Source organism: Thermocatellispora tengchongensis, from assembly GCF_014202315.1.
GTDB lineage: Bacteria > Actinomycetota > Actinomycetes > Streptosporangiales > Streptosporangiaceae > Thermocatellispora > Thermocatellispora tengchongensis.
The window spans coordinates 208463-220232 of record NZ_JACHGN010000011.1; the positions used below are offsets into that span (position 1 = coordinate 208463).

Genomic DNA, 11770 nt, shown 5'->3' on the forward strand with positions numbered 1-11770 from the left:
ATCATGTCCACCGCCGACGTATCGAGCAGGTCCCTGGCCGAACTCGTCTCCTTGGCAGGCCGGCGCGCGGTCGTGACCGGAGGGGGCCGAGGACTGGGCAAGGCGATCGCGTGGCGCCTCGCCGAGGCGGGAGCCGACCTGCTGATCGGCGACATCGACGAGGAGTCGGCCGTCACCGTCGCCAAGCAGCTCGTGGAACGCCACGCCGTACGCGCGATCGGCGCCGCGATGGACGTCACCGACCCTTCGTCGGTCGCCGCGGCCGCCGACCGTGTGGGCGCCGAGCTCGGCGGCCTGGACGTCTGGGTGAACAACGCGGGCGTCTTCCCGAGCGTCCCCCTGCTGGAGATGGGCGAGGAGACCTGGGATCAGGTGTTCGCCGTGAACGCGCGCGGCGTGTTCACCGGTGCGCGCGAGGCGGCACGCCGCATGGCGGCCGCGGGCACGGGCGGCGTCATCGTGAACATCGTCTCGACCGCCGGCTTCCGGGCGAGCGCGCCGGGCCTGGCCGCCTACGTCGGCTCGAAGCACGCCGTACGCGGCCTCACGCGCGAGCTGGCCCTCGAACTCGCCCCGCTGGGGATCCGTGTGCTCGGGGTGGCGCCGAGCTATGTCCCCACGGAAGGCAACATGGCGGCGGCCGCGGCCGTGACGACCGGCGGCACACCGCCGACCCCCCTGATGCTGAACAGCCCGATCGGCCGTGCCGGTGTTCCCGACGACATCGCGCGTGTCGTCCTGTTCTGCGCCTCGGACCTGTCCGCCTTCATGACGGGCAGCACCCTGCTCGCCGACGGCGGCGACACCGCGTGACCGTCTGAGCGGGCCTCCGGTTCCACGAATGATCAGTCGAGCCCCTGAGAAAGGCAGTACTCCGACCATGCCCCAGTTCCCCTCCGGTTTCCTCTGGGGTGCGGCGACCGCGCCGCACCAGGTGGAAGGCAACAACGTCAACAGCGACTGGTGGGCTCTCGAACAGCGGATGCCCGGCATGCAGCGCAGCGGCGACGCGATCGACAGCTACCACCGCTACGCCGAGGACATGCGCCTGCTGGCCGAGGCGGGGCTCAACGCCTACCGCTTCGGCATCGAATGGGCCCGCGTCGAACCGGTACCCGGGGAGTTCTCCCGGGCCGAGCTCGCCCACTACCGCAGGATGATCGACACCGCCCTCGGCCTGGGCCTCACCCCCGTCGTCACCCTGCACCACTTCACCAACCCCCGGTGGTTCGCCGAGACCGGCGGATGGCTGGGCGACCAGGCGGTCGAGCGCTTCCAGACCTACGTCCGGCAGGCCGCGGGCATTCTCGACGGCGTCGAGTGGGTGTGCACGATCAACGAGCCGAACATGCTCGCCCTCATGATCGGCATGGCCCGCGACGCGCAGACCGGCCGTTCCACCAAGGACTGGATGAGCCCCACCGTCGAGGGCGCCGCGCGGCCCGTGCTCCCCGACCCCGACCCGAAGATCGGAGCGCGGCTGGCCGAGGCGCACGACGCGGCTCGCGAGGTCCTCAAGCGGCACACCGGGGCGGCCGTCGGCTGGACGGTGGCCTGCCAGGCGCTCACCCCGACGCCCGGCAACGAGGACAAGCTGCGCGAGGTCCGGTACGTCCGCGAGGACCTCTACCTGGAGGCGGCCCGCGGCGACGACTTCATCGGCGTGCAGTCCTACTCCAGCCAGGCCGTGGACGAGAACGGAGTCGTCCCGCACCCGCAGAGCCCGGACAACACGCAGACCGGCAACGCCTACAGGCCCGACGCGCTCGGCATCGCCGTCCGGCACGCCTGGGAGACGACCGGCGGCACGCCGATCCTCGTCACCGAGAACGGCATCGCCACCGCCGACGACTCGCGGCGGATCGCCTACACCTCCGAGGCCCTCGGCCACCTGTCCGCCGCGATGGGCGACGGCATCGACGTCCGGGGCTACCTCCACTGGAGCGCGCTGGACAACTTCGAGTGGGGCCACTGGGAGCCCACCTTCGGGCTCATCGCCGTCGATCGCACGACGTTCGCCCGCCACCCGAAGCCGAGCCTGGCCTGGCTCGGCGAGGTCGCCCGCCGCGGGGGGATCTGATGCTGAGACCGCGATCGACTCCCACCCGTGAGCTGGTGAACCTCGACGGGCTCTGGCGCTTCTCGGTGGAGCAGGCGGACCGGCCGTGGGCCGGCCCCCTGGACACCACGCTGGAGGCCGCGGTCCCGGCCAGCTACAACGACCTGTTCACCGACAGCGCGATCCGCGACCACGTGGGCTGGGCCTGGTACCAGCGCCAGGTGCGGGTGCCGCGCGGCTGGGCCGGCGAGCGCGTCGTCCTGCGCGTGGACGCCGCCACCCATCGGGGCCGGGTGTACGTGGACGACGTCCTGGTGGCCGAGCACGCGGGCGGCTACACGCCCTTCGAGGCCGACATCACCGAACACGTGCGCGCCGGGCAGGAGTTCCGCCTCACCATCGGCGTCGACAACGAGCTGACCGACACGACGATCCCGCCGGGCACGATCACCGTGGACGCCGGCGGGCGGCGCCGGCAGACGTACCTGCACGACTTCTACAACTACGCCGGCCTGGCCCGCTCGGTGTGGCTCTACAGCCGCCCCGCCGTCCACATCGAGGACATCACGATCGTGACGGGCCTCGAAGAGGGCACCGGGACGGTCCGGTACTCGGTCCGGACCAGCGAGCCCGCGCCGGTGCGGGTGCGCGCCCTCGACGCCACCGGCGCCGAGGTCGCGGCGGCGGACGGCGCCGAAGGCGTCCTGCGGATCGACGACGTGACCCCGTGGCGGCCGGGCGCCGCGTACCTCTACGACCTGCTGGTCGAGGTCCTCGACGGCGACCGGGTGGCCGACAGCTACACCGAACCGTTCGGCGTGCGGACCGTGGAGGTGCGCGGCACACGGTTCCTCATCAACGGCGAGCCGTTCTACTTCACCGGCTTCGGCAAGCACGAGGACACCCCCGTGCGCGGCAAGGGCCATGACAACGCCTACCTCGTCCACGACTTCCAGCTCATGGACTGGATCGGCGCCAACTCCTTCCGCACCTCCCACTACCCCTACGCCGAAGAGGTGATGGAGTTCGCCGACCGGCACGGCATCGTCGTCATCGACGAGACCGCCGCCGTCGGGCTCAACCTGGCGGTGCAGGGAGGGCTCACCGGCGTGCCGCCGAAGCCCACCTTCTCACCGGAGACCTTCGGCGAGGCCACCCGCGAGGCGCACGCCCGGGCGATCCGCGAGCTGATCGCCCGGGACAAGAACCACCCCAGCATCGTGATGTGGTGCATCGCCAACGAGCCGTCCTCCGCCGAGGAGGGCGCGCGCGAGTACTTCGAGCCGCTGGTCGAGCTCACCCGCAAGCTCGATCCCACCCGCCCCGTGACCTACGCCGCGGTGATCTTCGCCACGCATGAGAACGACCGCATCGCCGACCTGTTCGACGTGTTGTGCCTGAACCGCTACTACGGCTGGTACATCGCGACCGGCGACCTCGCCACGGCCGAGACCTTCTTGGAGCGCGACCTGCGCGGCTGGGCCGACAAGCACGGCAAGCCGATCCTGATGAGCGAGTACGGCGCCGACACCATGCCCGGCCTGCACTCGGTGTGGGACACGCCGTGGACCGAGGAGTACCAGCAGTCCTACCTGGAGATGAACCACCGCGTGTTCGACCGGATCGAGGCGTTCGCCGGCGAGCACGTGTGGAACTTCGCCGACTTCCAGACCGCCAACGGCATCCACCGGGTGGACGGCAACAAGAAGGGCGTGTTCACCCGCGACCGCAGGCCCAAGGCCGCCGCCCACGCGCTGCGGGCACGCTGGAAGCCGCTCGCCGGCCGCAAACCGCAGAGCGACGCGTAGGGAACCCTTTCCGCTCCGCCGCCGGGCCTTCGCGCGACGGGCATCACACGTGCGCTCACTGACACGGCGGGCGGTGCCGGTGCAGCCGGTCCCGCCCGGTGGCCGGGCGGGGCTCAGCCGGTCGTGGTGATGCCGTCGAGCAGTGTCAGCTCGTCGTCGCTCAACCGGAGGGCGCCGGCCGCGATGTTCTCCTCAAGGTGCGCGAGGTCGCCGGTGCCGGGGATGGCGAGGACGTGGGGGCCGCGGTGGAGGGTCCAGGCGAGCCGGACCTGCGCCGGGGTGGCGCCGTGGGCCTTCGCGACCTCGGCGACCTCGGCTCGGCCCGTCTCGTCGTGGCCGCCATGCGGGGTGGCGCCGGGGACCGAGGTCGCGACGGCGAAGAAGGGCACGAACGCGACGCCGTGTTCGGCGCACAACTCGGCCAGGGCTTCGTCCTGCCGCTCGGTCAGGCCGTACCGGTTCTGCACGCAGACCACCGGCGCGATCGCCATCGCCTCGATCAACTGCTCCGCCCCGATGTTGGAGACGCCGAGGTGGCGGACCAGGCCCGCCTCGCGCAGTTCGGCGAGGGCGCCGAAGTGCTCGGCCAGGGAGCCGGGCTCCTTGTCCAGTCCGGCGCCCCAGCGCAGGTTGACGACGTCCAGGTGGTCGAGTCCGAGCTGGCGGATGTTCTCCTCCACCTGGGCGCGCAACTGGTCCGGGCGCGCGTACTCGAACGCGCCGTCACGGGATCGAGCGGGTCCGACCTTCGTGGTGATGACCAGGTCGTCGGGGTACGGCTGAAGCGCCGTGCAGATCAGCTCGTTGGCCGAGCGGGTGGGCAGGAAGTAGAAGGCCGCGGTGTCGATGTGGTTGACACCGAGCTCGATGGCGCGGCGCAGCACGGCGATCGCGGCGGCGCGGTCCCTGGGCTTCTCGTCCCATGGCATGCCGGTCAGGCGCATCGCGCCGAACCCGATCCGGTTGACCGTGCGGTCGCCGAGCCGCCAGGTGCCCGCGGCGTCGGCGGTCGGGGTGCTGTTCGCGCTGGTGTTGTCGATCGTCATGCCTCCAGCGTGCGGACACGCTCGCCGCACGTCCGGAAATGGCAACAAGCTGCCGATCGCACCGCAGCCGTTCGGTTCGGGCAGAATCGGTGGTGTGCGAATGAGCGATGGTCTCGCGCGCGTGAGCGACGCGGTCACGATCGTGCGGGGCGAGGAGGAGCTGTTCCGGCGGACGGCGCACCTGTTCGCGACCGTCACCGACCTCACGTGCGCGGCCAACGACCTCGCGACCTGGATGGCCGAGCGCAGGTCGGAAGAGCTCGCCGCGGCCACGGCGGGGCGCTTGGGCGACATACGCATCCGCAAGATCTACCGGTCCGGGGTGCTGCTCGACTCGGTGTCCGCACGCGAACTCGCGCGGCACCGCGACCGCTTCGGTGCGCAGATCCGCATCACCACCGAGGAGATCAACGAGACGATCATCATCGACCGCCGGGTCGTGATCCTGGCTGGCGACCGCAGAGCCGGTCGGCGCAGCTACAGCGTGATCACCCAGCCGGAGACCGTCCAGGGTGTGATGTCGCTGTTCGAGACGGCGTGGCGGTCGGCGACCGACCTCGCGGTCTACGACGCACAGGTCGCCGAGATCCGCCGGCTCGCGCCCGCGGTGCTGGACCTGCTCAGCGAAGGGGTCAAGGACGAGGCCGCCGCCCGCCGGCTCGGCCTGGGCGTGCGGACCTATCGGCGTCGGGTCGCCGAGCTGATGGCCGCGCTGGGCGCCGAATCGCGGTTCCAGGCCGGTGTCCGGGCCCGCGACCTCGGCCTGGTCTAGGCGGACCAGATGCAACCGCCGATATCAGAATTCCGTTACCATTGATTCATGGGTGATCGGGAAAAGGTCCGCCAGCGCATCATCGACGCCACGACCGAACTGCTCCGCGCCAAAGGCCGCGAAGGAGTGACGACGCGGACCGTCAGCGCGGCGGCCGGTGTCCAGGCCCCCACGCTCTACCGCCTGTTCACCGACATGAACGGGCTGTTCGAAGCGGTGGCGGCCGACGGATTCGCGCGCTACCTCGCGCACAAGCACAGCCAGCCGCTCTCCGACGACCCCGTGGACGACCTGCGCCGCGGCTGGGACACGCACATCGGCTTCGGCCTGGAGAACCCGGCGCAATACCTGCTGATGTACGGCCAGCCCGCTCCCGGGGGCCGGGGCCACGCCGTCGAGAAGGCGATGGAGCGGCTTCACATGCTGGTCGAACGCATCGCCGTCGCGGGCCGGCTCTCCGTCGGAGTCGAGACCGCCGTCGGCATGGTGCACGCCGCGGGCGTCGGTCTCACGCTCAACCTGATCGGCACACCTCCCGAGGAGCGCGACCCCGCCCTCCCCGACCGCCTGCGCGAGGCCGTCCTCGCGGCGATCACCACGGCGGCCCCGGCGAGCACCCCGAGCGTGGCCCAGCGGGCGGTGGGCCTGAAGGCCGTCCTCGACGAGGTGCCGGGCCTGTACACGCCGGGCGAGCGAGCCCTCCTGAACGAGCTCCTGGACCGCGCCGCGAACCACACCCCGGCGTCCTGAGGTCGCCGGCGGATGGCACGCCCCGGAGGTGCCCGTCCGCCGGCTCGCAGGGTCAGAGCAGCTTGTCCCGCGTGAAGGGGACGTCCCGGAGGCGGCGGCCGATGGCGTGGTAGATCGCGTTCCCGATGGCCGCGGGCACGCCGGTGCCGGGTGTCTCGCCGAAGCCGCGGGCGCCGAGCGCGATCTCGCTCTCAGGGTCCGGCCGGTCCACGAACAGGGCCTCCACCGGCGGCGCGTCCGCGCAGACCGGGACCAGATAGCCGGACAGGTTCGGGTTGACGACCCGCGCCGTGTCCGGATCCACCAGGGTGTGCTCCATCAGGGCGAAGCCGATGCCCCAGGTCACACCGCCGATGACCTGTCCGCGCGCGGTCCGGCGGTTGAGCACCCGCCCCGGGTCGTGCGCGGTCACGACCCGGCTCACGCGCAACCTGCCCAGCCTCGGCTGGATCCGGACCTCTACGAACACCGCGCCGAAGGAGTGCCCGGGAGTGTTGGGCCCTCGGCCGAGGACTTCGACGGCACGGCCATGGCGGGCCATGACGTCGCGGTAGCCCTCCCTTCGGCCGAGATCGCCGCGGGCGAACAGACGGCCGCCCTCGGCCACGACCTGCTCGGCGGGCACGCCGTGGAGCGGGGAGCGCGGGTCGGCGACCGCGAGCGCGATCACGGCCTCGCGCGCGCTCCGCGCCGCCTGGGCCACCGGGCCGACCACGCTGGGCATCGTGGACGAGCCCGCCGACAGGGACGCGCTCGGGTACGTGGTGTCGCCGAGCAGCGTCGTGACCTGGTCGAGCGGCATGCCGAGCTCATCGGCGACGACCTGGCTGAGCACGGTGTAGGTGCCGGTGCCGATCTCCTGGGTGGCGGCCCGCAGGGTCGCCCGCCCGTCGAGGCCGATGGTGAGGCCGACCTCGGACTCGATCCAGCCGTAGGTGTGGGTCTCGGTGGCCATGCCCCAGCCGACGTACTCGTCGCCGTCCCTCATCGTGCCCGGCCTGGGGTGGCGCCGGGCCCAGCCGAACGCCTCGGCCGCGGCCCGGTAGCACTCCAGCAGGTGTTTGCCGGCGTAGGCCGCGCCGGTCCGCGGGTTGACCGTGTTGTGGTTGAGTATCCGGAGCTCCACCGGGTCGATGCCGAGTTCGTAGCTCAGCTCGTCCATGGCGGTCTCCAGGCCGAAGTGCGCGGTCGTCTCCGGCGAGCGCATGTAGCTGGACGTCGGCAGGTCCAGCCGTACCCCCATCTGCCGCACGTGGACGTTCGGGCAGGCGTACAGGTGGAGGGTGGAGTCGCTGCCGTTGTAGATGCCCTCGTCGATGCGGGTCAGTTGCGCCGTCGAGGTGTCCACGATGGCCGTCAGGACGCCTTGCCGGGTGGCGCCGAGCTGGAGACGGCGGCGGTACTCGGCACGGTGACCGTTGGAGGTGTACATCTGCGCGCGCGACAGCACCAGCTTCACCGGCCGGCCGGCGAGCCGCGCGGCCGCCGCGGTGAGCAGCGTGTGCGGATAAGTGGGGCCCTTGGCGCCGAACCCCCCGCCCAGGTACGGCGAGATGACCCTGACCTTGTCCCGCCCCATGCCGAACGCGTGCGCCACGACGTTACGGGTGAACACCACGCCCTGTGTGCTCTCGTACAGGGTCAGCGTGTCGCCGTCCCAGACGGCCGTGCTGGTGTGAGGCTCGATCGGGTTGTGGTGCTGCATCGGGCTGCTGTAGGTCCGGTCGATGCGCACCTCGGCCCGTTCGAGCGCCGCGGCGGCGTCGCCCCGGGCGATCTCGTTGGGCCGGTTGCGGAACATGTCCGGCAGGAACGCCTCGTCGAGCACATCCTCCATCCGCGCGACCGGAGCCTCCGCCCGGTAGCGGACCTTCACCAGGTTCGCGGCTTCCTGCGCCTGCTCCAGGGTCTGGGCCACGACGTACGCGACCGGCTGCCCGTTGTGGTGCACCCGCGCGTCCTGCATGGGGATGAACCGCCTGTTGTACGGGAAGTCCGGCAGCACCAGCCGCGGCATGTCCCGGTGCGTGTAGACCGCGACGACGCCGGGATGCGCCAGAGCCTGACTCGTGTCGATCTCCACGACCTCGCCGCGGGCGATCGTGCTCATCACCAGGAAGCCGTGCAACACCCCGGGCACCTCGCTGTCCGCGGCGTAGCGGGCCGCGCCGGTGACCTTCGCCCGGCCGTCCACCCGCGCCACGCCCTGCCCCACGAGCCCGCTCATCGAAGCCCTCCCAGATCGCTGAGGATGCTCACCAGCGCCCGCTGGACGAGCTCGACCTTGAACCTGTTCCCTTCGTACGGCTTGGCGTCCGCGACCAGGAGCCGCCCCGCCTCGGCGATCGCCTGCCCCGTCAGCGGGCGGCCCCGCAGCGCCGCCTCCACCCGAAGGTCCCGCCACGGGCGGGTGCCCACGCCGCCGAACGCCAGCCGTACGTCCTGCACCACCCGCCCCCGGGTGCGCAGCGCCGCCGCCACCGACACCACCGCGAACTCGAACGTGGCCCGGTCGCGCAGCTTCAGGTAGCGCGAATGCCCGGCGACGGATGTGCGCGGCACATCCACCCAGGTGATCAACTCGCCCGGGCGCATCGCGGTCTCCTGCTCCGGGGTGGACCCGGGAAGGAGGTAGAAGTCGGCGATGGGGACGGCGCGCTCGCCGCCGGGGCCGAGCAGGCCCACGGTCGCGTCCAGGGCGGTCAGCGCCACCGCCAGATCCGAGGGATGCGTGGCGATGCAGTGGTCGCCGCCGCCGAGGATCGCGTGTCCCCGGTTGTGCCCCGTGATCGCCGGGCAGCCGCTGCCCGGCACCCGCTTGTTGCACGGCGAGGCCGAGTCGCGGAAGTAGCCGCACCTCGTACGCTGCAACAGGTTCCCGCCGATCGAGGCCATGTTGCGCACCTGCGGGGACGCCGAGGCCAGCAGCGCCTCGGACAACACCGGGAACTCCCGCCGTACCGCCGGGTGCTCGGCGACCCGGCGCATCCGGGCCGTCGCGCCGAGGCGCAGCCTCCTGCGGTCGAGGGCGACCTCCCCGATGCCGAGCCGGTTGACGTCGATGAGGTGGTCGTGGGCCTCCGCGCCGTCCCGCATCAGGTTCAGCAGGTCGGTGCCGCCCGCGACGAACGTCGAGTCCGGTGTCCTGGCGGCGATCCGTACCGCCTCGGCCGGGCTGCCCGCGACCGTGTATCCGAAGGCCCTCACCGTCGTACCTCCTTCGCGGCGTCGGCGACCGCGGCGACGATGTTCTGGTACGCCGCGCACCGGCACAGGTTGCCGCTCATCCACTCGCGGATCTCGGCCTCGGAACCCGTGTGCCCCTCGTTGATGCAGGCCACGGCGGACATGATCTGACCGGGAGTGCACGCCCCGCACTGGAACGCGTCGTTCCTGATGAACGCCTCCTGCACCGGGTGCAGCTCCTCGCCCCGCGCCAGCCCCTCCACCGTGGTGACCTCGGCCCCCTGCCGCATCACCGCCAGCGTGAGGCAGGACTTGACCCGCTCACCGTCGACCAGCACCGTGCACGCGCCGCACTCGCCCCGGTCACAGCCCTTCTTGGTGCCGGTCAGGCCCAGTCGCTCGCGCAACGCGTCCAGCAGCGTCACCCTCGGCTCCAGGACGATCTTGCGCGGCTGCCCGTTGACCGTCATGGCGACCTCCACCGACGCCCCGGGAGCGACGGCGTACGCCTGAGCTGCGGCGGCGGTCCGGGGGGCCGCGGCGGCGACGCCCGTCCCGGCCGCGGCCGTCCCCGCCGCCGTCACCGCGATGGCCTTGAGCACCGTACGGCGGGTGTGCGCGGGTCTGTCAGGTAAGGGATCGGGTTCCACCGGCGCCTCCAGGAGGAGTCGCCGCAGTTCGGCGATCTTCGCGCCCGTCTCCGGATCGGTGTCGTCGGTCAGGTCGAACGAGACGATGTCCTCGACCAGCGGCAGCGCGATCCGGTCGGCGCGGCGGCGCGCGGGATGCGTCAGGAATTCGCGGTAGCCGTCCAGATCTTCGATGACGAAGATGGCGCCCCACTCGTACTCACCGCTGTGGTCACGACCGACGGCGAAGGATCTCACCGACGGGATGGTCCTGCCCTGCTCACGCAGGCTGTCGAGGGCCTCCATCCGCTGTCGCGGTGTCGTATCCGCTTTGAAGGTCAACCGGCTGCCGTGATAGATCATCTCGCCCCTCCTTCTTCCTGCGAACGTCTGGCGACATGCGAAAGCCCGGGCGGATCGGGCGCGTGGGGTGGTATCGATCAGCCGGGTTCGTATGCCTTCTCGGCGAGCGGCAAGGCGGTCAGGACGACCGCTCGACGTCCTGATGGCGACCGGTGGCCGGCCAGACGGCGACCGGCTTGACGCCGGTGCCGCCCCCATTGCCCGCTAGCGCTGGTAGCAGTATTCCGTTAACGCCAGTCACGTGTCAACAGACGCTAACAGAAATGCGTTAGCGCTGAATCGTTCGCGAGCGATGAGTCCCGCGGCGTCCGGAGGTCGTACTGTCGAAGCCCGCGACCGAGGAGGACTCCTGATGCGCAGCGTCACCTATTCGATGAACGTCTCACTTGACGGCTACATCGTCGGGCCGGACGGCGGCTTCGACTGGACGGCCCCCACCGAGGAGGTCTTCCGCTCCTGGATCGACGAGATCCGCGAGGTCGGCGTCCACCTGCTGGGGCGACGGCTGTACGAGACGATGCTGTACTGGGAGACCGCCGACCAGGATCCATCGCTCGACGACTCGAAGCTCGAATGGACCGCGCTCTGGAAGTCGCTCCCGAAGGTGGTGTTCTCCACCACGCTGCCGGCGGTGCAGGGCAATGCCCGCCTGGCCTCCGGCGGCCTGGCGGAGGAGATCGAGCGGTTGCGAGCCGAGCCGGGGAAGGGCGACATCGCGATCGGCGGCGCGACCCTCGCCGCCGAGGCGGCCGCGTCGGGTCTGATCGACGAGTACCGGGCCAGGGTCTACCCGGTGCTGGTCGGCGGCGGCATTCCGTTCTTTCCCCAGCGCGAGCGCCGGGTGGATCTCGAACTCGCCGAGACCCGCACCTTCAGCTCCAAAGTCGTCTACCTCCGCTACCGCGTGGCGCGCTAGCTGTACTCGGCCGGGAGATCGGTGACTCGCCGGGGCTGATGACGGAAAGACTGCTCGGCGGCGCGCGGGCTGTCAACGGCCTTGCAAAGACTTCTCCCACGCAGAAGGGGATATGCCCCGCGACAAGCTGAAATTGCTTTCCGCGGATGATGAAATCTTGCAATGATCGCGATTGGCGCGTCGCGGCGACAGGCCGGCGCCAGGAGTGGCAGCGCGTTCGCCCTGCCGACGCTCGCCACCT

10 protein-coding genes are annotated in these 11770 nt (G+C 71.2%); 6 read left to right on the forward strand and 4 right to left on the reverse strand.

The genetic code is table 11. The features are described 5' to 3' along the window. The first annotated feature begins 3 nt into the window (after window positions 1-3). The 3 genes from HNP84_RS25805 (at window position 4) to uidA (ending at window position 3867) form a co-directional block, all read left to right on the forward strand. The gene (locus HNP84_RS25805; RefSeq protein WP_185052483.1) at window positions 4-813 is read left to right on the forward strand and encodes an SDR family NAD(P)-dependent oxidoreductase; all 810 of its coding nucleotides are present in this window, start codon (window positions 4-6) and stop codon (window positions 811-813) included. A 67-nt stretch (window positions 814-880) separates the two neighbouring features. Beyond that, window positions 881-2080: a family 1 glycosylhydrolase gene (locus HNP84_RS25810; RefSeq protein ID WP_185052484.1), complete on the forward strand. Its 1200-nt coding sequence runs from the start codon at window positions 881-883 to the stop codon at window positions 2078-2080. Further along, window positions 2080-3867 carry a beta-glucuronidase gene (gene uidA, locus HNP84_RS25815; protein ID WP_185052485.1) on the forward strand — a complete coding sequence of 596 codons (1788 nt, stop codon included), beginning with the start codon at window positions 2080-2082 and terminating at the stop codon, window positions 3865-3867. The genes HNP84_RS25810 and uidA overlap by 1 nt, the downstream gene beginning before the upstream one ends. 113 nt (window positions 3868-3980) lie before the next feature. Here the strand turns inward: uidA and HNP84_RS25820 are convergent, their stop codons facing one another. Further along, the gene (locus HNP84_RS25820; protein ID WP_185052486.1) at window positions 3981-4913 is read right to left on the reverse strand and encodes an oxidoreductase; all 933 of its coding nucleotides are present in this window, start codon (window positions 4911-4913) and stop codon (window positions 3981-3983) included. Between HNP84_RS25820 and HNP84_RS25825 the strand changes: the two genes are divergently transcribed. Both HNP84_RS25825 and HNP84_RS25830 read left to right on the forward strand, forming a co-directional pair. Beyond that, a complete protein-coding gene (locus tag HNP84_RS25825) occupies window positions 4882-5685 on the forward strand; it encodes a helix-turn-helix domain-containing protein (RefSeq protein WP_221336743.1) in 804 nt (267 codons plus the stop codon). The two genes, HNP84_RS25820 and HNP84_RS25825, sit on opposite strands and share 32 nt — an antisense overlap. 48 nt (window positions 5686-5733) lie before the next feature. Continuing rightward, window positions 5734-6435: a TetR/AcrR family transcriptional regulator gene (locus HNP84_RS25830; RefSeq protein ID WP_185052487.1), complete on the forward strand. Its 702-nt coding sequence runs from the start codon at window positions 5734-5736 to the stop codon at window positions 6433-6435. A 52-nt stretch (window positions 6436-6487) separates the two neighbouring features. Here HNP84_RS25830 and HNP84_RS25835 read toward each other — a convergent pair whose 3' ends face one another. The 3 genes from HNP84_RS25835 to HNP84_RS56200 are packed head-to-tail and all read right to left on the reverse strand — an operon-like array spanning window position 6488 to window position 10613. Then, window positions 6488-8662, reverse strand: coding sequence for a xanthine dehydrogenase family protein molybdopterin-binding subunit (locus tag HNP84_RS25835; RefSeq protein ID WP_185052488.1), 2175 nt, complete (start codon window positions 8660-8662; stop codon window positions 6488-6490). Continuing rightward, the gene (locus HNP84_RS56195) at window positions 8659-9642 is read right to left on the reverse strand and encodes an FAD binding domain-containing protein (RefSeq protein ID WP_185052489.1); all 984 of its coding nucleotides are present in this window, start codon (window positions 9640-9642) and stop codon (window positions 8659-8661) included. Before HNP84_RS56195 ends, HNP84_RS25835 begins: the two co-directional genes overlap by 4 nt. Next, the gene (locus HNP84_RS56200) at window positions 9639-10613 is read right to left on the reverse strand and encodes a 2Fe-2S iron-sulfur cluster-binding protein (protein WP_185052490.1); all 975 of its coding nucleotides are present in this window, start codon (window positions 10611-10613) and stop codon (window positions 9639-9641) included. The genes HNP84_RS56195 and HNP84_RS56200 overlap by 4 nt, the downstream gene beginning before the upstream one ends. A gap of 352 nt (window positions 10614-10965) precedes the next feature. Here HNP84_RS56200 and HNP84_RS25850 point away from each other — a divergent pair, with 352 nt between their 5' ends. After that, a complete protein-coding gene (locus tag HNP84_RS25850) occupies window positions 10966-11529 on the forward strand; it encodes a dihydrofolate reductase family protein (protein WP_185052491.1) in 564 nt (187 codons plus the stop codon). Window positions 11530-11770: the final 241 nt, after the last annotated feature.

Excerpts from the sequence above, each read along its gene's own strand:
- HNP84_RS25805 (WP_185052483.1), top strand. The coding sequence starts at position 4 with ATGTCCACCGCCGACGTATCGAGCAGGTCCCTGGCCGAACTCGTCTCC.
- HNP84_RS25810 (WP_185052484.1), top strand. The coding sequence starts at position 881 with ATGCCCCAGTTCCCCTCCGGTTTCCTCTGGGGTGCGGCGACCGCGCCG.
- uidA (WP_185052485.1), top strand. The coding sequence starts at position 2,080 with ATGCTGAGACCGCGATCGACTCCCACCCGTGAGCTGGTGAACCTCGAC.
- HNP84_RS25820 (WP_185052486.1), bottom strand. The coding sequence starts at position 4,913 with ATGACGATCGACAACACCAGCGCGAACAGCACCCCGACCGCCGACGCC.
- HNP84_RS25830 (WP_185052487.1), top strand. The coding sequence starts at position 5,734 with ATGGGTGATCGGGAAAAGGTCCGCCAGCGCATCATCGACGCCACGACC.
- HNP84_RS25835 (WP_185052488.1), bottom strand. The coding sequence starts at position 8,662 with ATGAGCGGGCTCGTGGGGCAGGGCGTGGCGCGGGTGGACGGCCGGGCG.
- HNP84_RS56200 (WP_185052490.1), bottom strand. The coding sequence starts at position 10,613 with ATGATCTATCACGGCAGCCGGTTGACCTTCAAAGCGGATACGACACCG.
- HNP84_RS25850 (WP_185052491.1), top strand. The coding sequence starts at position 10,966 with ATGCGCAGCGTCACCTATTCGATGAACGTCTCACTTGACGGCTACATC.